The organism is Pelomonas parva (assembly GCF_043555835.1).
GTDB lineage: Bacteria > Pseudomonadota > Gammaproteobacteria > Burkholderiales > Burkholderiaceae_C > Pelomonas > Pelomonas parva.
The window spans coordinates 47,759-66,758 of sequence record NZ_JBIGHV010000009.1 but is presented as its reverse complement, the minus strand read 5'-3'; the positions used below and the strand labels follow the sequence as shown (position 1 = coordinate 66,758).

Annotated in this window: 17 protein-coding genes; 11 read left to right on the top strand and 6 right to left on the bottom strand. The window is 70.9% G+C overall.

Features of this window, described 5'->3' with window-relative positions:
• Positions 1-36 precede the first annotated feature (36 nt).
• Positions 37-3,180 carry an EAL domain-containing protein gene (locus tag ACG00Y_RS22160; protein ID WP_394482673.1) on the top strand — a complete coding sequence of 1,048 codons (3,144 nt, stop codon included), beginning with the start codon at positions 37-39 and terminating at the stop codon, positions 3,178-3,180.
• Here the strand turns inward: ACG00Y_RS22160 and ACG00Y_RS22155 are convergent.
• Positions 3,175-3,390 carry an endo-1,4-beta-xylanase gene (locus tag ACG00Y_RS22155; RefSeq protein ID WP_394482671.1) on the bottom strand — a complete coding sequence of 72 codons (216 nt, stop codon included), beginning with the start codon at positions 3,388-3,390 and terminating at the stop codon, positions 3,175-3,177. The two genes, ACG00Y_RS22160 and ACG00Y_RS22155, sit on opposite strands and share 6 nt — an antisense overlap.
• Positions 3,391-3,582: 192 nt before the next feature.
• On the opposite strand from ACG00Y_RS22155, the gene ACG00Y_RS22150 reads away from it, so the two are divergent.
• Entirely contained in the window at positions 3,583-4,542 is a 960-nt protein-coding gene (locus tag ACG00Y_RS22150) for an alpha/beta hydrolase (RefSeq protein WP_394482670.1), read from the top strand.
• 65 nt (positions 4,543-4,607) lie between these two features.
• Here ACG00Y_RS22150 and ACG00Y_RS22145 read toward each other — a convergent pair whose 3' ends face one another.
• Entirely contained in the window at positions 4,608-5,756 is a 1,149-nt protein-coding gene (locus ACG00Y_RS22145; RefSeq protein ID WP_394482669.1) for an endo-1,4-beta-xylanase, read from the bottom strand.
• Between the two features lie 10 nt (positions 5,757-5,766).
• A complete protein-coding gene (locus tag ACG00Y_RS22140; RefSeq protein WP_394482668.1) occupies positions 5,767-6,684 on the bottom strand; it encodes a lactate/malate family dehydrogenase in 918 nt (305 codons plus the stop codon).
• Positions 6,685-6,829: 145 nt separating this feature from the next.
• On the opposite strand from ACG00Y_RS22140, the gene ACG00Y_RS22135 reads away from it, so the two are divergent.
• Positions 6,830-7,759 carry an ABC transporter ATP-binding protein gene (locus tag ACG00Y_RS22135; RefSeq protein WP_394482667.1) on the top strand — a complete coding sequence of 310 codons (930 nt, stop codon included), beginning with the start codon at positions 6,830-6,832 and terminating at the stop codon, positions 7,757-7,759.
• A gap of 11 nt (positions 7,760-7,770) precedes the next feature.
• Complete coding sequence (locus tag ACG00Y_RS22130) at positions 7,771-9,051, top strand: ABC transporter permease (protein WP_394482665.1); 1,281 nt, start codon at positions 7,771-7,773, stop codon at positions 9,049-9,051.
• Between the two features lie 322 nt (positions 9,052-9,373).
• Here the strand turns inward: ACG00Y_RS22130 and ACG00Y_RS22125 are convergent, their stop codons facing one another.
• Positions 9,374-10,345, bottom strand: a complete 972-nt coding sequence (locus ACG00Y_RS22125; RefSeq protein WP_394482664.1) for a hypothetical protein — start codon at positions 10,343-10,345, stop codon at positions 9,374-9,376.
• A gap of 312 nt (positions 10,346-10,657) precedes the next feature.
• On the opposite strand from ACG00Y_RS22125, the gene ACG00Y_RS22120 reads away from it, so the two are divergent.
• The 4 genes from ACG00Y_RS22120 (at position 10,658) to ACG00Y_RS22105 (ending at position 16,296) form a co-directional block, all read left to right on the top strand.
• Positions 10,658-11,863, top strand: coding sequence for a C39 family peptidase (locus ACG00Y_RS22120; protein ID WP_394482663.1), 1,206 nt, complete (start codon positions 10,658-10,660; stop codon positions 11,861-11,863).
• Entirely contained in the window at positions 11,838-12,317 is a 480-nt protein-coding gene (locus tag ACG00Y_RS22115; RefSeq protein ID WP_394482661.1) for a hypothetical protein, read from the top strand. Before ACG00Y_RS22120 ends, ACG00Y_RS22115 begins: the two co-directional genes overlap by 26 nt.
• 466 nt (positions 12,318-12,783) lie before the next feature.
• Positions 12,784-15,039: a hypothetical protein gene (locus ACG00Y_RS22110; protein ID WP_394482659.1), complete on the top strand. Its 2,256-nt coding sequence runs from the start codon at positions 12,784-12,786 to the stop codon at positions 15,037-15,039.
• A 66-nt stretch (positions 15,040-15,105) separates the two neighbouring features.
• The gene (locus ACG00Y_RS22105; protein ID WP_394482658.1) at positions 15,106-16,296 is read left to right on the top strand and encodes a hypothetical protein; all 1,191 of its coding nucleotides are present in this window, start codon (positions 15,106-15,108) and stop codon (positions 16,294-16,296) included.
• 11 nt (positions 16,297-16,307) lie between these two features.
• On the opposite strand, the gene lepB is transcribed toward ACG00Y_RS22105, so the two are convergent.
• Positions 16,308-16,997, bottom strand: a complete 690-nt coding sequence (lepB, locus tag ACG00Y_RS22100) for a signal peptidase I (protein WP_394482656.1) — start codon at positions 16,995-16,997, stop codon at positions 16,308-16,310.
• Positions 16,994-17,134: a hypothetical protein gene (locus ACG00Y_RS22095; RefSeq protein WP_394482654.1), complete on the bottom strand. Its 141-nt coding sequence runs from the start codon at positions 17,132-17,134 to the stop codon at positions 16,994-16,996. The genes lepB and ACG00Y_RS22095 overlap by 4 nt, the downstream gene beginning before the upstream one ends.
• Before the next feature lie 80 nt (positions 17,135-17,214).
• Between ACG00Y_RS22095 and ACG00Y_RS22090 the strand changes: the two genes are divergently transcribed.
• The 3 genes from ACG00Y_RS22090 (at position 17,215) to rimI (ending at position 18,998) form a co-directional block, all read left to right on the top strand.
• Positions 17,215-17,709, top strand: coding sequence for a TspO/MBR family protein (locus ACG00Y_RS22090; RefSeq protein WP_394482652.1), 495 nt, complete (start codon positions 17,215-17,217; stop codon positions 17,707-17,709).
• Between the two features lie 37 nt (positions 17,710-17,746).
• Positions 17,747-18,439 (top strand): tRNA (adenosine(37)-N6)-threonylcarbamoyltransferase complex dimerization subunit type 1 TsaB, encoded by a 693-nt coding sequence (gene tsaB / locus ACG00Y_RS22085; RefSeq protein WP_394482651.1) that lies wholly within the window; start codon positions 17,747-17,749, stop codon positions 18,437-18,439.
• Between the two features lie 121 nt (positions 18,440-18,560).
• The gene (rimI, locus tag ACG00Y_RS22080; RefSeq protein WP_394483034.1) at positions 18,561-18,998 is read left to right on the top strand and encodes a ribosomal protein S18-alanine N-acetyltransferase; all 438 of its coding nucleotides are present in this window, start codon (positions 18,561-18,563) and stop codon (positions 18,996-18,998) included.
• Positions 18,999-19,000 lie beyond the last annotated feature (2 nt).

Sequence of the window (19,000 nt, the reverse complement as noted above, 5' to 3'; positions counted from 1 at the left end):
CCGCCGACACCCTAGAACCACCGCCCCGGAAGTTGCATGCGCCTGCCCGATTTCAGCCGTCTGATCGCGCGCCTCAGTGTCGGCCGCAAGCTGATGCTGATCTATCTGCTTGACCTGACCGCCGTGATCTTCGTCAGCGGCATCCTGATCAACGAAAAGTTCATCGCCATCGACTTCGCGCGCAAGGAGGTGCAGGGCAACGCCTATGTGAGCGGCGTGCGCGACGGGCTGATCGGTGCCGCGCGGTTTGGCGCCGGCGACCTTCAGGCCCAGGCCGGCTTGGGGCCGGCGGTCACCGCCGTGGCCCAGGCCGAACTCGCGCATGGGCCGGGCCTGGACAGTGCCGCGCTGGCCGCCGCTGCGCAGAGCGCGCTCGCTGCGGCGCGGGCCGTGCCCCCGGCCGATGCCGGCCCGGCCGTGGACCTGGTGCTGGTGCAGGGCCGGGACTTGCTGACGCGCGTGGCCAACCAGTCCAACCTGATCCTGGACCCCGACCTGGCCAGCTACTACACGATGTCGCTGCTCGTGTTGCGTTACCCCGAACTGCTGGAGCAGGTGCAGGCCCTGGGCCGCGAGATGGGCCAGACCGATGCGACGCAGCGCACGCGCTACCTGATCCTGGAAGGCCGGCTGGATGCCACGGCCCAAGGCATCCGATCCGACCACGCGGAGGGCTTCGCCGCCGGTGACCCGGCCCTGAGGGCGGCCCTGCAGCCCCACGAACAGGCGCTGGCCGGCGCCATCGCGGCTTTTCGCTCGGCGGCCAGCCGCTCGGCCGAGCGGCCGGGAGACACGGCGCTCTACGCCACCGCCCGCGCGGCGCAGCGCACGCTGGTCGACACCTTGCAAGGCAGCTGGGCCGCCGCCAACGCGGAGATGGACCGGCTGCTGGCGCAGCGCATCGACGGCCTGTATCAGCGCATGTGGCTGCACCTGGGCACGGCGCTGACGCTGCTGCTGGCCATCCTGGGCGTGGTGACCTTCGTCGCGCACCAGATCGCGCACCCGCTGCGCCACCTGTCGGGCGTGGCCGACACCGTGCGTCGCACCGGCGACCATCGCCTGCGTGCCAGTTGGCAAAGCAGCGACGAGATCGGTCGCCTGGTGGTGGCCTTCAACGACATGCTGGCCCAGCTGGACCACGAGCGCGAGGCGCAGAAGGAGCTGGCCGCCAGCGCGCGCGCGGCCGAGGTGGAGCGTGCGCTGGTGGAGGCCACGCCGATCCCACTGGTGGTCACCGCGATCCCTGGCCACGAGGTCTTGCACCTCAACCCGCCGGCCGAGGCCTGGCTGGCCGGGCGCCGCGACGACCCCTGGAAGGCCGGGCTCGAATCGCAGGTGCGGGCGCGTTTCTTCCAGCAGTTGTCGGACCGCGGCGGGGTGGACGAGTTCGAGGTGCGCTGGACCGGCGGCGCCGAACCCGCCTGGGCCGTGCTGTCGGCGCGCCGCCTGCAGTACCAGGGCCGCGAGGCGGTGGTCACGGCCTTTGCGCCCATCAACCACCTGAAGCTGATGGAGCGCCGGCTGCAGCTCTGGGCCAAGGTGTTCGAGGCGTCGAGCGAGGGCATCGTGATCCTCGACGCCGACCGCCGCACCCTGACCGTCAACCAGGCCTTCACGCGCCACACCGGGCTGGAGCTGCAGGACGTGGTGGGCGAGCGGCCCGAGGCGCTGCGCCTGCCCGAGGCCGCCTGGCCCACGGTGCAGCTGCGTGGCACCTGGCAGGGCGAAGCGGCGATGCGGCGCCGCAATGGCAGCGAATACCCGGCCTGGCTGATGGTGAGCGCCGTGCGCCACGGGTCGGCCGAGGTGTCGCACTACATCGTCACCTCCATCGACATCAGCGACCGCAAGCGCAGCGAGGAGCGCATCCGCTTCCTGGCTGAACACGACGTGCTGACCGAACTGCCCAATCGTGCGCTGTGCACCGAACGCCTGCGCATGGCGGTGCAACAGGCCAAGCGCACGGGCCGCCAGGTGGCGGTGCTGTTCATCGACCTGGACCGCTTCAAGGACATCAACGATTCGCTGGGTCACCACATCGGCGACGGCCTGCTGCGGTCGGTGGCGCAGCGGCTGCTGGCTGGCGTGCGCGAGGGCGACACCGTCAGCCGCCTGGGCGGCGACGAGTTCGTCATCGTGCTGGCGGGTGTGGACGGTGCCGACGAAGTGGCGCAGATCGTGCACGAGCGGCTGATCCCGCGCATCCGCGAAGTTCATCCGGTGGAAGGCAGCGAGCTGCATGTGTCCTGCAGCGTGGGCGTCGCGCTCTATCCCGACGACGCCACCGACCTCGATGAGCTGATGCGCCACGCCGACACCGCGATGTACCAGGCCAAGGCCAACGGCAAGGACAACGCGCAGTTCTTCACCGTGGGCATGACCGAACGCGCCCAGGCACGGCTGCAGATGCTTGGCCAGCTGCGCCACGCGGCGGAGCAGGGGCAGCTGCACCTGCACTGGCAGCCCCGGGTGCGGGCGCGTGATGGTTCGCTGGCTGGCGTGGAAGGCTTGTTGCGCTGGGTGCACCCGGAGATGGGGCAGGTGTCGCCGGCGCAGTTCATCCCGCTGGCCGAGGACTCCGGTCTCATCGTGCCCATGGGCGACTGGGTGGTGGAGCAGGCCTGCGCGCAGATCGCCCGCTGGCGCGATGCCGGCTGGCCGTCGCTGTCGGTGTCGATCAACCTGTCGGCGCGGCAGCTGCAGGGCGACGAGCTGATCGACGTGGTGCGCGACAGCATGGCTCGCCACGGCGTGCTGCCGGGTGAGCTGGAACTGGAGCTGACCGAATCGATGGTGATGGTGGATGCCGAGGCCAACCTGCAGCGCCTGCACGCGCTGCGCGCGCTCGGTGTGACGCTGGCCATCGACGATTTCGGCACCGGCTATTCCAGCCTAGCCTACCTGAACCGCTTCCCCATCGACAAGCTCAAGATCGACCGCAGCTTCGTGCACGACATGCTGGACGACCCGACCGACCGCGCCATCACGATGGCCATCATCGGCCTGGGCCACACGCTGGGGTTGAAGGTGGTGGCCGAAGGCGTGGAGCTGGCCAGCGAAGCCACCGTGCTGCGCGACGCCGGCTGTGACGAGCTGCAAGGGTTCCTGTATGCGCGGCCCATGGCGGCGGATGAACTGGCGGCATGGCGCGAGGCCCGTCAGCCGGCGCTGTCATGAGCCGGCTGCGCGGGCCGGTATCCGGGCTGGCACGTAGCCGTCATCCGTGATCGCCCTGGCCGCCGGCTTGGGCGCTCCCGTCGTGTCGAACAGCAGCGGCCGGTTCTCCCGCGAAATGGGAAATCCAGCCAGCCACGTGCCGTTGTCCGCAATGCCCCAGGCCGTGACGCTTTGCAGGCTGGGGTGCTGCTTGACCATCGGCTTGCCCATCCTTGAGCACCAGGCGGTCGGGTGGGCGTTGGCGGCGGGGTGAGGTGGGCGCCAGAGCCCTCGAATTTCGCCTGCGCTGAGGTGCCGGCTTCGCGAGCCGGCATCGGTTGCCTGTTTTCTTCTTCGCTCGCCTGGCTGGCAGCGCCCGGACCGGGCGGCACAGAATTCGCCACCCCACTCCCACTGCCGCGCATGATGTCGTCCCGCCTTGTTTTGACCCTGCTGCTGGCCTGCGCTGCGCTGCCGGCCCAGGCCCAGGCCCAGGCAGCCGCCACGCCGGCCGACCCGCCCGACACTGCCGGCAGCGGCGCATGGCCGGCGCTGAAGGAGGAGGTGGCGTCGCTGCCCGATCACGTCATCTACCGCCCGGCCAGCCTCGCAGGCGTCAAGCCGGGGCAACTCGGCCTCTATGTCTTCGGCAACGGCGCCTGCTCCGACGACGGCGCCAGCTCGCGCATGCACCTGCTGGAGATCGCCTCACACGGCTACGTCGCCGTGGCGCTCGGCCGCATCCGCTCGGGCCCGGGCGCCACCGCGCCGGCGCAGCCCCAGCCGCCGCGCCAGCTCGACGCCGAAGGCCGGCCGGTCTTCCCGCCGCCGCCCACCAGCTACACCGGCTTGCTCGCTGCCATCGACTGGGCGCTGGCGCAGAACGCCGACGCCAAGAGCCCCTATTTCGGCAAGTTCGACGCGAAGGCCATTGCCGTCTCGGGCTTCAGCTGCGGCGGCATCCAGGCGCTGCGCGTGGCACCCGATCCGCGCGTGAAGACGGTCGTCGTCATGAACAGCGGTCTCTTCATCCCCGGCACGGGCATCAAGCACGTGGAGATGGACCAGCCCAAGTCGCTGCTCGACCAGCTGCACACGCCGACCTTCTACGTGCTCGGCGGCCCGAGCGACATCGCCTACGCCAACGGCATGGACGACTTCGCCCGCATCGCTCATGTGCCGGTCGCCGTCGCCAACCTGCTCGGTGCGGGCCACGGCGGCACCTACATGCAGCCCCACGGCGGCAAGGCGGCCGCCGCCGTCGTGGCCTGGCTGGACTGGCAACTGCGCGGCGACATGCAGGCCGCGCGCGCCTTCGTCGGCCCGCAGTGTGGCCTGTGCACCGACGCGGCCTGGGAGCTGCGCAAGAAGAAGATCGACTGACACGAGCGCAGCCGGCACGGCTGCCGCGTCAGATCAAGAAGTGCGTCCGACCCCGCGACGCCGCCTCACGGCACGTAGCCGTCATCCGTGATCGCCCTGGCCGCAGGCTTCGGCGCCCCCGCCGTGTCGAACAGCAGCGGCCGGTTCCCCCGCGCAATCGGAAATCCCGACAGCCACGTGCTGTTGTCCGCAATGCCCCAGGTCGTGACGCTCTGCAGGCTGGCGTGCTGCTTGAAGACGTTGAACAGCGCGCGGTACTGCAAGGCCTGGGCCTTCAGCGCAGCGGCCAGCAGCGTGGGGTCGCCGGTGATGTCGGCCGCGCAGCCGGTCCTGCTGGAGAAGCAGGAGCCGGGGTCGCTGTAGAGCGAGACGTCCAGTTCGGTGACGTGGTTGATGAGGCCCTTGTTGGCGACGCTGCGCAGCGCGTTGTCGACATTGGCCATCGTCGGCGAGGTGATGCTGACGTGCAGCTGGTGGCCCACGCCGTCGAGCGGTGCGCCCCGGGCCTGGACGTCGGCCACGATGGTCATCAGGCGCGCGAGCTTGGCCGGGTCTTCGGTCCCGTAGTCGTTGATGAAGAGCTTGGCGTCCGGGTCTGCGGTGCGGGCGGCGCGCAGCGCGATCTCGATGTATTCGGGCCCGAGGATCTGCAACCAGCGGGAGTTGCGCCAGGCCGAGCTGCCGTCGTCGCTGGTGCATTCGTTGACGACGTCCCAGCAGGCCACCTTGCCCTTGAAGTGCGTCACGACATCGCGGACATAGGTCTCGAGCCTGGTGCGCACCTCGGCGGCCGTGCCGGTGAAGAACCAGTCGGGCGTCTGCGAATGCCAGCACAGCGTGTGGCCGCGCACGACCATGCCGTTGGCGGCGGCGAAGGCGACCAGCTCATCGGCCGTGGCCCAGTTGTAGGCACCGGGCGAGGCGCCGAGGCTGGCGGGCTTGAAGCAGTTCTCGCCGGTGATGGAGTTGGCGTGCTTGAGGATCACCGGGTTGGCGATGGCGTTCCTGTAGCCGTTGGGGTCGGCGGCCATGCCGATCTTGAAATGGGCGGCGAAATGGGTCTTGAGGGCCGGGATGTCGGCCAGCGGCGGCGCGGGTGCAGGGGCGGGCGCAGGGCTCGGCGCAGCGCCTCCACCGCCGCCGCAGGCGGTCAGCACGGGCAGGGCCAGGCCGCCCAGCAGCAGGCGGCGACGGTCAGGGTGATGGGCAGACATGCGCGCGCCCTCAGCCGGCGAGCGAGGCAAAGGCCCGCTCCAGCACGACGGCCGATGCCGCCAGCGCTTCGCGCTCGGCCGCGTCCATCGCCGGCTCCATGACCTGCACCGCGCCGCCCGCGCCCACCAGCGACGGCAGCGACAGCGCCATGCCGCGCAGCCCGCAGGCGCCCTGCTGCACGCGGCTGACCGGCAGCAGCCGGCGCTCGTCGTTGACGATGCAGCCGATCAGCTCGGCCGTCACCAGGCCGATGGCGTGGTTGGTGGCGCCCTTGCGCTGGATGACGTCGTAGGCCGCGCGGCGCACGTGGCCGGCCAGCGTGGGCTCCTCGTCCGCCGGCCAGCCGGGCCAGTCGCGCAGCGGCACGCCGCCCACGTTGGCGCCGCTCCACAGCATCACCGACGAGTCGCCATGCTCGCCCACCACCTGCGCATGCACCGACGTGGGCGACACCTTCAGGTGGCCGGCCAAGCGCTCGCGCAGCCGCGCCGTGTCCAGCATCGTGCCGGTGCCGATGACGCGCTCGGGCGGCAGGCCGGCGGCGGCCGCCACCACGCGTGTCAGCACGTCCACCGGGTTGGTGACGACGATGACGATGCCGCCAAAGCCGGCCAGCGCCCGGCCCATGCCGGCGGCGATGCGGGCGTTGTCGCGCAGCAGGTCCAGCCGGCTTTCGTCCGGCTTGCCGTTGCGGCCGGCGGCCAGCACGACGATGTCGGCCTCGCGCATCTGCGCCAGCGGCACGGCGCTGACCGTGCAGCGCGGGTAGAAGGCCGCGCCGTCGGACAAGTCCATGGCCTCGCCCTCGGCGACCGCGCCGCGCTGGTCGTACAGCCAGAGTTCACGTGCGTGCCCGGCGAGCAGCGTGGAAAACGCGACGCTGGTGCCGACCCAGCCCGTGCCGATGATGCCTATGCGTGCCTTCATGCCGCGAGTATTGCCCAGGAGGCCACAGGCTCCTCGCCGCGCGGGCTGTCGATTCGCGCACCCGGCTTGCCATTCGTCGCAGCCGTGGCGAGGCCGGTTCGGCGCCGCCATAGCATTCGCCCCAATTCGATGAATGAGGTGAGTCATGAACGACGAAGTGCTGACGGCCCGAGGCCTGCGCAAGGCTTACGGGGATCGAGTGGCGGTGCATGAGGTCAGCCTCGCGCTGCGGCCCGGCGAGGTGCTGGGACTGCTGGGCCCGAACGGCGCCGGCAAGTCGACGACGGTGGGCATCATCAGCGGCCTGACCGTGCCCGACGCGGGCACGGTGACGCTGTCCGGCGGCCTGAGCCTGGCGTCGGATGAAGCTGGCTACAAGCGCCGCATCGGCCTGGTGCCGCAGGACATCGCGCTGTACGAGGAACTGCCCGCGCGCATGAACCTCGAACTCTTCGGCGCCCTCTACGGCATGCCGGCGGACCTGCTGAAGCGCCGCACCGACGAGGTGCTGGCCATGGTGGGCCTGAGCGACCGCGCCAAGGACAAGCCGTCGACCTTCTCCGGCGGCATGAAGCGGCGGCTGAACATCGCCTGCGCGTTGATCCACGACCCCGACGTGCTGCTGCTCGACGAGCCCACCGCCGGCGTCGACCCACAGAGCCGCAATGCCATCTTCGACAACCTGGAGATGTTGAAGGCGGCCGGCAAGGCGCTGATCTACACGACGCACTACATGGAGGAGGCCGAACGCCTGGCCGACCGCATCGTCATCGTCGACCACGGCCGCGTGGTGGCCAGCGGCACGCAGGCCCAACTGTTCGCGCTGCTGCCGGCGGCGCAGACGCTGCAGGTCGAACTCGACGGCGAGCCGGACGACGCGGCGCTGGCGGGCTTGCCCGGCGTGCAGCGCGTGGGCCAGCGGCTGGACGCGCGCATGACCGACATCGGCCGCGACACCGGCCCGCTGCTCGCCGCGCTGGCCGAGCGCGGCGTCAAGGTGCGCGGCCTCGCCACGGCGCGGGCCACGCTTGAAGACGTCTTCCTGCAACTGACCGGCCGCGCCCTGCGCGATTGAGGACATCCGACATGCAAGCCTTGCTCGCCCTCGTCCGTGCAGAACTGAAGCTGCACTTCTCCAACCGCCGCGCCGTGCTGCTCAGCATCGTCGCGCCCATCCTCATTGCCGCGTTCTTCGGCAGCCTGTTCGGCAGCAACACCAAGATGGCCGGCATCGCCGTCGGCGTGGTCGACCTGGACGGCAGCGCGCTGTCGCAACGCGTCGTCGCGGCGCTGCAGGCCGAGGCCTCGCTGAAGACCACCGTCACCGACGAGGCCGACGCGCTGGCCCAGGTGCGCGCGGGCAAGCTGCGCGCCGTGGCCGTGCTGCCCAAGGGCCTGGGCGATCAGGCCGGTGGCGCGATGTTCGGCGGCGCCGCCAAGCCCGAGATCGTGCTGCACTACGACCCCTCGCAGGCCACGGTGCTGGCCGTCGTGCGCGGGCTGCTGGCGCAGACCCTGATGCAGGAGGTCAGCCGCTCGACGCTGAGCCCGGCCGGCCTGGCCGACATGCAGCGCCAGGTCAGCGGCGCGGCCAGCATGCCCGATGCGCAGCGTGCCGACCTGACGCGGATGTTCGACGCCATCGGCAGCGTGCAGCGCCATGAGCCCGCTGCAGCGGCTTCAGCGCCCGAGGGCGGCGGCCTGTCCATGCCCTACACGACGCGCGAGATCGAGGCCGTGCAGTCCACTGCCAACGCCGCGCCCGTGGCCTACAACAGCTACGCCCATTCCTTCGCCGGCATGGGCGTGCAGTTCATCCTGATGGCCAGTGTCGACATGGCCGCAGGCCTGCTGCTGATGCGCCGCCTGGGCCTGTGGAAGCGGCTGCGCGCGGCGCCGCTGTCGCGCGCCCAGCTGCTGGGCAGCCGCATCGTCGCCAGCACGCTGATCTCGCTGATCGTCTTCGCCGTCATCTACGCCGTGGCCATCGCCGCCTTCGGCGTGCGCGTGCTGGGCAGCTGGCCGGGCTTCGCACTCGTGCTGGTCTGCTTCTCGCTGCTAACGGCCAGCTTCGGCCTGCTGGTCGCCGCGTTAGGCCGCACCCCGGAAGCCACGCGCGGCCTGGCCATCCTGGCGACGCTCTTGATGGTCATGCTGGGCGGCGCCTGGGTGCCGGCCTTCATCTTCCCCGAGTGGCTGCAGACCGTGTCGCTGGCCGTGCCGACACGCTGGGCCATCGACGCGCTGGACGCGATGACCTGGCGCGGGCTGGGCTTCGCCGACGCGCTGCTGCCGAGCGCGGTGATGCTGGGCTTCAGCGCCGTGTTTGCGCTGGTGGCGGTGTGGCGGTTCCGCTGGGAGGAGTGAGAGCTTCAACGCCGAGGTCCGGCACTCCATGTCGTGCCCGGATGAGGACGCGGGTCGGTCCAGAAGAACGTTTGCGTGATGGAATCCGTTTGGTCGGGCCTGCTCTCGTCCTCGGTGACGACACAGCGCCAAAGCCCTTGCGGCGGCATACACAGCCAGATGGCGAATGCCAATGCTCCGAGGGCAGCCAAGATCGCACGCCTACCGGGGCGGAAGCGATGAAGTCCAGGCAACCAGTAACGGGACGCCCACGACCAGGACGATTGCTGAGCGGCCACCTGACTTGTGGGTGCGGACGGCGAAATGGCGAGCTGCGGATGCTTCAAGCCAATGGCCGGCTGTCGTCCAGCGCCTTCGACTGCGCATCGTGCAGCGCGACGAGGGCCAGCAGGTCGGGATCTTCCCGGCCATTGCCCAGCGTCTGCAAATACCGGCAGGCGGCATAGGCCTCGGCTTCCCGTTCGTAGCGCTGCATCCAGGCTTCGCGCTCCGGCAGGCGCTCCGGGCGAATGGGCCAGACGCCAGGGCGCGGTTTGAGACGGCCAGGGATGCCGATGCGCCAAGGCTTGGCGGTCAGGCGGGCGCGGAAGCAGTGCTGGTTCAGGCACATGCGGGCGTAGATCGGATCGGTGCCGACGGCATCGAAGAATTCGCGGGTCTGTGCCGCGTCGGCCGCCATGTGCGCATGCGTGGCGATGAGCCGCAGGCCTGCCGGTGTGCGGTAGATGCGCAGACGCCAGTCGGTGTGGCTGGCCATGAAATCCTTGATGCGTTGCTGCGCGCCCTTCTCGCTGGTGTGGCTCCGGCGCTTGGCAAGCCCATGAGTGAGCACGCTGCCCAGCAAGTAGCTGCCGATGGCGCCGATGATGCCCACCACCCCGACACCGAGCGCGAGGAGAACCGCCACGCTCACGCAGACGAGCAGCAGTTGCAGGCCTACCCGGAGTGCTGCGGGCAGCTTGGTCCCGAAGTCCACATCGGCGATCAGCAGGTTCGGCACGTTCAGGCAGCGCGCGCCGTAGGCATTGCGCGTGATGACGGCCTCGCCGTGGCGGGCCAGCACCTCTTCGCGGATGGGCAGGCCCTGGGCGCCGTTGTAGGGCAGCTTCAGGTCACGGCGCGGCACGGTCTCGCCGCTGGCCGCCCGCTGTGCCGCATCGGCCACGCGCAACTCGGCCTGGGCTTGCGCGTCCGCGGCGCTGGTGTCGGACCAGCCAAAGCGCCGCAGCGTGATGTCACGGCCTTTCGCTCGCGCGGTGGTGCGGGCCTCGGCCCAGTAGCTCGGAACAATCATCAGCCTCTCCCTGCCTCGCCACGACTTGGGTCGTGATCGGCCGGAAGGGTAGCAAGCGCAGCATGGCTGGGCGAAACGGTTGCTCAAACCGCACGAAAAGCTCGGCGACGGGTCGTGAATCGACGACCGGATGGGGGTGGCGGACGATGAGCATCCGTTCCGTCGATGCGCTGGACGCGATGACCTGGCAGGCGCTTGCCGCCGTCATCCGTCTGCAGGACGACTCGCAGACTTGGGGCTATGAATCCCGCGCGCCACCGCCTAGTGTCCTGAGTCCCAACATGGCCCGGCAAGGGCTCACGGAGACATCGCATGGCCACAAGTCGCTACCCCGAAGCCCAGCTCATGATCGCCCGCGAGGAGCTGGTCGAACACGCCCTCGTCGGCGTGCTGAAGAACGCCACCGCTGGCATTCCCGTGCTGCGGGACTGGACGGCCGGCACCGTCCGCAAGACGCCGCTGGTCATCCACGACATCAACGGACAGCCGCTGTTCTACGACTTCGAGGTCGGCAAGACGGGCGAGGTGTTCGGCAACGTGCGCGTGGCGGCCAGCCAGGTGCTGGGCGCCGGTGTCGTGTCGTCCGAGATTGGCGCGCGGCCCTGGAGCTTCGAGGCCGCAGTTAAGAAGCTCACGCCGCTGGTCAAGCGCGAGTTCAGGGGCGCCAAGATCGCCGAGCCCAAGCTGGTCTGCTACAGCTACCCCAAGCTGGGCGTGATGTTCGAGATGGACGGGCCGCAGGGAGCAGCCCGCGCCATCTACGACGTGGCCTCCTTCGCCCGCGTGCCCGAGCGCAAGGACGACGACCGCGAGGGCTTCTACGCCTGGTCGGTCTACGACGCCATTCCCGACGTGCAGCGCAAGCAGCGCGTCGCCCGCTTCAAGAAGATCGAGGCCGACCGCGTCAGCATCAAGCCCGCGCTGCGCAAGGAGATCACGGCGGCCCGCACGCTCACGCCGGTGCTCGCCAAGCTCAAGTGGACGCTGACGCAGAACACCACCCGCCTGCTGTCGTTCTGCGACCATTACAGCCACACGCATGCGCGCTCGCACCACTGCTTTGCGCTGCACGCGCAGCAGGTCAACGACTACTGCTCCGTGGCCACCGCCCAGATGATCCTGTGCTTCTACCGTTACTACTACACGCAGGACCAGATCGCCCCGGCCCTGGGCTACACCGCCGGTGACGGCTGCCCGCGCGATGTCAGTGCCGGCTACCGGGCGCTGACCTGCAACCACCTGGCGTCCAGCTACGACGAGGACGCCACCTGGGAGAAGGCCCGCGACCAGATCAACCTGCAGCGGCCGTTCAAGAGCGGCATCTCCGGCCATGCGCGCGCCTGCGCCGGCTACTCGCATGCGCGCTGGTCTCTGGCCGGCACCACCACCGACAAGAAGCTCTACATCTACGACCCCTGGCCCTGGAATGCCGACTACGCCCAGGGCGGCGCCATCACCTGGGAAGACTGGGACTCGGTGACGCACACCAACTATGTCTACGCCAACATCGACTGCTGAGCCCATCCGCCAGGCTGCCCTGCAGGCGGTGCAAGCGCCGCCCGTCATGGGCGACCCGGCCATGTCCGGCCTGCACGACGCGCAGGCCGGTGCGCCGCTGCTGGCCAGCGATGAGGGCGGCGCGCCCGCGTTCTGGCTGGTGCCCTTGCTGCAAGGCGAGCACGCCTGCGGCTATGTGCGTGTGGACCTGGGCGGGCGCGTGGCCCAGGTCAGCGCCTTCGGCGCCGGGCCGCGCGACCTGGCGGCGTGGCCGCAGGCAACGTACTTCAGCGCGCCGCCGCAGCGGCTGATCGACGGGGTGCGCGCCCGGCACCCGGGGGTGACCTTGGGCGCTGCGCGGTTCTCCTTCGACGCCAGCCCCGCAAGGTGGGCCTGGCGCATCGCCATCGGCGAGCAGCTCGTGGCCTACATCACACCCACGGGCTGGTACGAGCGGCCCTCCGGCCGGCGGTGATGGGGCGTCTTCCCCTGATGGCCTCCGCGGCGGCCGCCCAGCGCTCGAAGCAAGCGGATCGGCTCGGTGGTCGCGTGGGTAGGTGCCATGTCAGCCAGATAGTGCCGTCAGGCGGGTCCGTCAACAACGGGTAGTCCCGCGCCGCGCCCGGCCGGCGCTGCTTGGCATCGTGACGACACGGCCAACCCCGTTCTTCAGCGCGTTGCTCGCCCCTGGTGGCGCGAATCAACTTTGCATGGCTTGCCCACCATGCCCGCTCACTTCTGAGTGAGCGGCGCAGAGATCCATTGCCTCGCCGCCACATTCGGAATGGGCGTTGCGGTGTGCTGCGGACCTTTTTCACAACTGCCGCGACCACGTCGGAAGTGCGCCGAATGCCCATCCCTAGACTCGCCGGCGTTCTGCGGGGGGTGGCGTTCAACGCCGGGCTCCAGACCGCAGGAGCGTCCAAGAGAGGGAACACAACATGGCTTCGTCCAAGAACATTCGACTCCACGCGCTGGTCATCGCCAGCGCCATGGCATTGGCCGCCTGCGGCGGCGGTGGCGGCGATGGCGCCGCAACACCTGACCCCACGCCGGTCAAGCCGGCCTCCAACCCCATCACCGTGACGCCCTCGCTGGGCCAGTTCTCGGTCGGCACTGTGGTGGTGGCCTACCGGCTCGACGGCACGACCGAGGTCGCTCGCGGCACGGTTGACGCCAGCGGTGTGGCCAAGATCGACCTGGGCAGCCACACCGGCGCCGTGGTCGTCAGCGTGCTGGGCGGCGCAGGCGTCACCTATTACGACGAGCACACCAAGGCGAATGTGAACTTCCCGGCCGGCCAGACGCTGTCGGCCGTGGCGCCCGGCGGTACGGCGCTGGTCGGCGTCACGCCGCTGACCGAGGCCGCCAGGCAGCAGTTGGCCGCCGCCACGGGCGGCATCGCTGCCGCGACGGATGCCACCATCGGCGCCGCGAACAAGACCGTCGCCGCCGCCTTCGGCCTGGCCGACGCGCTGACCCCGCCGGTGCTGATCAAGGACGCCACGGCCAACACCGACAACAGCGAGGCCGGCCGCTACGCACTGGTGCTGGCCGTGCTCGCCGGCAGCGGCGACACCGGCGTGCCCGCGCACGAGGCCGCCGCCGCGCTGGCCAAGGACTTCGGCGCCGACGGCAAGCTCGACGGCAAGGGCACGGGCGGTACGGCCGTCGGCAAGGTCGACGTGGCCAAGCTGGCCACGAACTACGGCGACATGCTGGCCGCTGCGGCCAAGACCTTCGCCAAGCCCGATGTCGCCGCCGTCATCGAGGCCGAGGCCATCGCCAAGCTCGTTACCCTCAATACCACGCCCAAGGCGCCGGACGGCAACACCACGGGCATCAAGGCGGCGCGCGACGTCATCGCCGATGTGCGCGTGTCGGCCAGCATCGCCGACGGCCAGCTGCGCGCCACCGGCAAGGCGCTTGCCGACGCGGTGACCGCCATCAACGACAGCACCCGCCTGGCCATGGAGCACTACGAGTTGCTCAGCATGGGCGGCACCTTCATGTGGTCGCTCGTGCAGGGCGACACGGCCGGCATGGTGTCGCGCGCGCCCACGGCCGTCGGCTGGACCAAGCGCTACGTCGCCAAGGGCCACCGCCCCGGCATGGACTGCTTCAGCGACACCGCCGAGCCGGCGCAGACCACCCGCGTCGTCTGCAACTACGCCCGCACCCAGGGCCGCAATGCCGAGAAGCCGCAGGAGTGGAGCCGCTTCCGCGTCGTCTTCACGCGGGCGGCCAATGCCAATGACTTCAATTGGGACGCGCTCGCCCAGACCTCCACCAACGGCACTTTCGCCGAGGGCGACGTGACCAACCTGCCCTTCGGCAGCGAGCAGGACGGCGTCTTCCACTTCGAGATCACCGAGCCGGCCACGGCCCAGGCCGCGACCAAGGCCAAGGCCTCGTTCAAGGGCCTGATGCCCTATGGCATGCGCACGCTGGCAACCGACAAGCAGGACCTCGACCTGACCGTCACCGCCTCGCTCGCCGAACTGACCAGCGGCGTCATCGCCGATGCCACCATCGCCGGCGGCCTGGTGCGCACCATGGGCGGCAAGACGGCCAAGGTGGAGTTCCTGCCCGACGCCAGGATCGCCGTCGACGAGGCCAAGAACTCGGTCGTCGCCAACCTCGGCGTGAAGGCCACGGTGGGCGACTACACGTTGACCGGCGCGCTCAGCCTGAGTGACACCGCGACGCTGCTGGCTGCCACGCCGACGCCTGCCACGGCCAAGTTCACCGGCGCCGTGGCCGGCACGGGCGGCGACTCGGCCAACGTCGAGGCGACGCTCAAGGTCAACAAGCTCGACGCCGTCGGCGACCTGGATGCCGTCACGCTGTCGCTGGCCGGCAAGGTCACGACCAAGGGCGGCCTGGTCGTGCAGCTGGCCGTCGGCGCCGAGCGGGCCGAGGCGGGCAAGGACGTCACCAGCCTGACCCTCACCCAGCAGTTCACCAGTGGCACGACCGAGCGCAAGGTCAGCGTCGCCGCCAAGCTGACTGCTGGCGAGCTGGATGGACCGCTGACCATCACCGCCAGCCGCAACGGCCTGGCCGTCGCCGCGACCCTCACGCGCGGCAGCGACGGCAAGACCACCGGTTCGATCAAGGCCGGCGATGTCGAGGTCGGCACGGTGTCGGGAACGCAGGTCAACTTCAAGGACGGCTCGACCGAGAGCCTGGGCTGATCTCGGGGGCACCCACCCTGCCAGGCCCGCGGTGCAAGCCCGCGGGCCTTTTTTCGACGGGAAACCATGGCTTTCAACTTCCGCTCCCGCCGCCTGCGCCGGTGGCTTGTCGCCCTGTGCGGCGGCCTCGTGGCGCCCGCCATCGCCGGCACGCTCGGCGACGCGCTGGCCGACAACCCGGCGCGCATCGCCCCGGCCGGCATCCGCCTGCAGGCCCAGGCCAGCGTCGACGCCTTCAGCGACCCGGCCGCCTTGCTGCGCCTGGACGACCAAGACTGGGGCCGGCACGCGCGCAGCCGCCATGCCAGCAACCATGCGCAACTGGCCGGGAAGGCGGCGGTCGGCGTCGAGGCTGGTGGCTGGCGGCTGCAGGCGCTGACGCGCAGCGGCGGCATCGCCCGGGCCAGCGCCGATGCGGTGACGCTGCTCGGCCTGCTGAGTCGCGACGAGCCGCCGGGCAGCGGCGAGCACTTCGACCTGGACTACCGGCTGGACTTCTGGCGTGCCAGCGGCCTGAGCCTGGGCCGAGGCTGGCGCTGGGCGCCGGCTGCGGGGCAACTGGTGGAGGTCGGCGCGTCGCTGCAGGTCCTGACCCGCATCGAGCTGCTGCACGAGACCTTCAGCGGCACGGCCACGCCGGCCGGCGCCGACCGCATGCTGTTCGACGGCCAGCACCGGCGCGCGGGCAACCGCATGCGCACCGACGACCCGAGCCGCTTCAACCCCTTCGTGCGCGACGGCAACCCACGCGGTCACGGCCGCGCGCTGGACCTCGGCGCGCGCTGGACGCTGTCCGAGCGCTGGCAGCTGGAACTCGCCGGCTTCGACCTCGCCGCGCGGCTGGACGGCCGGGACATGCCCGAGTCGCTGCGCGTCGGCCGCTTCCTCTACGACGGCGAGGGCCGGCTGATCGGCAATGCCGACGGTGCCGCCGCCGTGCAGGGCCAGGACCGCCGTGGCGACCTGCGCCTGCGCCCGCAGCCGCGCTGGCTTGGCCGCTTGGGCTGGCAGCAGCAGGGCTGGCAGGTCGACCTGCTGGCCCAGTCGCAGGCCGGCGTGCGCCAGCTCGAACTGGCGGGCCGGCGCCAGCTGGGTGACGGCGGCTGGTGGATCGGCGCCTCCATGGCGGCGCGCAACACCGCCCTGGGCCTGAGTGCCGGCAACGCCTGGTTCAGCGTCGGGCTGGTGCTCAGCCACCTGCGCGCGGACCAGGCGCGGGCCCTCGGCGCGGCCTTGCGGCTGAACCTGCCGCTCTGAAGCGCAGGAGCCTAACGAATCGCCGTCACCCAGCGCCCGAATCGCGGCGCCATGCGCCAGCCGTCCTCGCCCAGCCAGTCCGCCGACACCAGCACGCGGTGCGCCCGGCCGATCAGCAGCTCGCGTGGCACGGTGCCGATGACGCGCGAGTCCTCGCTGTTGTCGCGGTTGTCGCCCAGCATGAAGTAGTGGCCCGGCGGCACGGTCGTCTCGGCGACATCGCGCCGAGCGCGCAGCGGCGGCAGGAACTGCACGGCGTGCGGGCGGCCCTCCAGGCGCTCGGTGGCGCGCACGGCGTCGACGACCCAGCCCGGCGCGACGGTCTCGCCACGTGTCTGCGGGCCGTCCAGGCCCACCGGCTGGCCGTTCAGCAGCAGCACGTCGCCCCGCATCGCGATGCGGTCGCCGGGCAAGCCGACGATGCGCTTGATCAGCCGCGTGCCGCCGGCCGGCGAGCTGAACGTGACCACATCGCCGCGCTGCGGTTCGCTCAAGCGGAGCAGCACGATGTCGGTCAGCGGCAGCTTGAGGGCGTAGGCCAGCCGGTTGACCAGCACCACGTCGCCCTCCAGCAGCGTGGGCCGCATGGAGGCGGAGGGAATGGGGTTCCAGTCGGCCACGGCCGTCCTGAACAGCGCCAGGCCCAGCAGGAAGAGGATGAAGCCGCGGTTGGCCCTGAGGGTGTGCTGCAGTGTGTTCATGCCGCCATGCTGGCGCGGGCGGCGCCGGGCAGGCGCGGGCGGTGGGCGAGCGGCAGCGCCGGCCGCGTCAACGGCAGGCTGGCGGCCTGAATGGCGGTAGGCCACTTCCTACCGGCGCGGCCGGCCTGCGCTTTCAAGCGGGGCTATTCCGCCCGCGCTATCGTTGCGGCTCATTCTGGAGACGATGCAAGTGGCGCAAGGCGGGCAAGGGACAGGCATGGTCAGGAATCGGACGGTGGCGCAGGGGCTGGGCCTGCTGGCGTGGCTGGCGCTGACCTTCGTGGCGGCGGCCGTGGGCGCCATCGCGTCGGTGGACGCGCAGGTGTTCTACGCCCAGCTCGACAAGCCCGGCTGGGCGCCCCCTGCCGGCGTGTTCGGGCCGGTGTGGTCGGTGCTCTACACGCTGATGGGCGTGGCCGCCTGGCTGGTGTGGCGGCAGCGGCCGTCGCAGCGGGTGGATGGCGCGCTGGGGCTGTATCTGCTGCAGCTGGTCGCGAATTCGCTGTGGTCCTGGCTGTTCTTCGGCTGGCGCCAGGGCGCCATGGCGGCCGGCGAGGTGCTGCTGCTGCTGGCCCTGGTCGCCATCACGACGGCCGCCTTCTGGCGCGTGCGGCCGCTGGCCGGCGTGCTGTTGCTGCCCTACCTGGCGTGGGTGAGCTTCGCGTCGGCGCTGACCTGGGCGATCTGGCAGCGCAACCCTGGCCTGTTGTAGGGCCCGTCGGGGCAACCCCCGACGGTAAACTGCCCTGATGCCAGGTCTCCCCGTTCTGCTCGCCCTCGACAGCTCCACCGACACGATGGCCCTGGCCCTCGTGACGCCGGGGCAGACGAAGGTCTTCGAGGCGGCGGGCGGCGCCCAGGCCTCGGCGCGCATGCTGCCCGAGGTCAAGGCCTTGCTGGCGGGCGCCGGCCTGGACATGGCGGCGCTGGACGCCATCGCCTTCGGCCAGGGCCCCGGCGCCTTCACCGGCCTGCGCACGGCCTGCGCCGTCACGCAAGGCCTGGCCCTCGGCCTGGACAAGCCGGTGCTGGCCATCGACAGCCTGATGCTGGTGGCCGAGGACGCGCGCACTGCCGGCGCGGGTGATGACATCTGGGTGGCGATGGACGCGCGCATCGGCGAGATCTACGCGGCGCATTACCGCTGGGTGGACGGCGCCTGGACCGTGGTCGAGGCGCCAGCGCTCTACCGCCCTGAAGTGCTGGCCGCCCACTGGGGCGAGCCCGCCGCCGTGGCCGGCACGGCACTGACCGAGTACGCCGCTGCCCTGGGCGAGCTGCCCCGCAGCTGGCCCCGGGCGCGCTGCCGCGCGGCGGCCCTGGGCGCGCTGGCGCTGGCGGCCTGGCAGCGCGGCGACACGTTGGACGCCGCCGAGGCGCTGCCGGTCTATGTGCGCGACAAGGTCGCGCTGACGACGGCCGAGCGGGCGCTCAAGGTATGAGCGCAGCGCCGGGCCGTCCCAAGCAAGCTCGCTCCCGCTCGGCGGGACAGGCCGTAGGCCGAAGGGTGATCCAGTGAGTGCGCTGCTGGAGCGCAGTCTGCCGCCCTTCGAGGCCGCCGCCATGCGCGTGCCCGACCTGACCGAGGTGATGGCCGTCGAGCGCAAGGCCTACCCGGTGCCTTGGACGCATGGCAACTTCGTCGACTCGCTGGCGGCCGGCTATCCGGCCGAGGTGCTTCGCGGGCCGCGTGCCGAGCTGCTGGGCTACTGGGTGGCCATGCCGGGCGTTGACGAACTGCACCTGCTGAACATCACCGTCGCAACGGCCTGGCAGCGGCGCGGCCTGGCCATCGTCATGCTGGACCGGCTGGTGGCCCATTGCCGGCGCCTGGGGTTGACCCAGCTGTGGCTGGAGGTGCGCCTGGGCAACGAGCGCGCGCGCGATGTCTACCTGCGCTACGGCTTCGCCGAGGTCGGCCGGCGCCGTGCCTACTACCCCGTGCCGCAGGGGCCGCGCGAGGACGCCTTGCTCATGAGTCTCGCGGTGGCGGTGGTCTGACG

What these genes read in the sequence shown, in the direction of transcription:
- ACG00Y_RS22160 (WP_394482673.1), top strand. Translation starts at nt 37, where the DNA reads ATGCGCCTGCCCGATTTCAGCCGTCTGATCGCGCGCCTCAGTGTCGGC.
- ACG00Y_RS22155 (WP_394482671.1), bottom strand. Translation starts at nt 3,390, where the DNA reads ATGGGCAAGCCGATGGTCAAGCAGCACCCCAGCCTGCAAAGCGTCACG.
- ACG00Y_RS22150 (WP_394482670.1), top strand. Translation starts at nt 3,583, where the DNA reads ATGATGTCGTCCCGCCTTGTTTTGACCCTGCTGCTGGCCTGCGCTGCG.
- ACG00Y_RS22145 (WP_394482669.1), bottom strand. Translation starts at nt 5,756, where the DNA reads ATGTCTGCCCATCACCCTGACCGTCGCCGCCTGCTGCTGGGCGGCCTG.
- ACG00Y_RS22140 (WP_394482668.1), bottom strand. Translation starts at nt 6,684, where the DNA reads ATGAAGGCACGCATAGGCATCATCGGCACGGGCTGGGTCGGCACCAGC.
- ACG00Y_RS22135 (WP_394482667.1), top strand. Translation starts at nt 6,830, where the DNA reads ATGAACGACGAAGTGCTGACGGCCCGAGGCCTGCGCAAGGCTTACGGG.
- ACG00Y_RS22130 (WP_394482665.1), top strand. Translation starts at nt 7,771, where the DNA reads ATGCAAGCCTTGCTCGCCCTCGTCCGTGCAGAACTGAAGCTGCACTTC.
- ACG00Y_RS22125 (WP_394482664.1), bottom strand. Translation starts at nt 10,345, where the DNA reads ATGATTGTTCCGAGCTACTGGGCCGAGGCCCGCACCACCGCGCGAGCG.
- ACG00Y_RS22120 (WP_394482663.1), top strand. Translation starts at nt 10,658, where the DNA reads ATGGCCACAAGTCGCTACCCCGAAGCCCAGCTCATGATCGCCCGCGAG.
- ACG00Y_RS22115 (WP_394482661.1), top strand. Translation starts at nt 11,838, where the DNA reads ATGTCTACGCCAACATCGACTGCTGAGCCCATCCGCCAGGCTGCCCTG.
- ACG00Y_RS22110 (WP_394482659.1), top strand. Translation starts at nt 12,784, where the DNA reads ATGGCTTCGTCCAAGAACATTCGACTCCACGCGCTGGTCATCGCCAGC.
- ACG00Y_RS22105 (WP_394482658.1), top strand. Translation starts at nt 15,106, where the DNA reads ATGGCTTTCAACTTCCGCTCCCGCCGCCTGCGCCGGTGGCTTGTCGCC.
- lepB (WP_394482656.1), bottom strand. Translation starts at nt 16,997, where the DNA reads ATGAACACACTGCAGCACACCCTCAGGGCCAACCGCGGCTTCATCCTC.
- ACG00Y_RS22090 (WP_394482652.1), top strand. Translation starts at nt 17,215, where the DNA reads ATGGTCAGGAATCGGACGGTGGCGCAGGGGCTGGGCCTGCTGGCGTGG.
- tsaB (WP_394482651.1), top strand. Translation starts at nt 17,747, where the DNA reads ATGCCAGGTCTCCCCGTTCTGCTCGCCCTCGACAGCTCCACCGACACG.
- rimI (WP_394483034.1), top strand. Translation starts at nt 18,561, where the DNA reads ATGCGCGTGCCCGACCTGACCGAGGTGATGGCCGTCGAGCGCAAGGCC.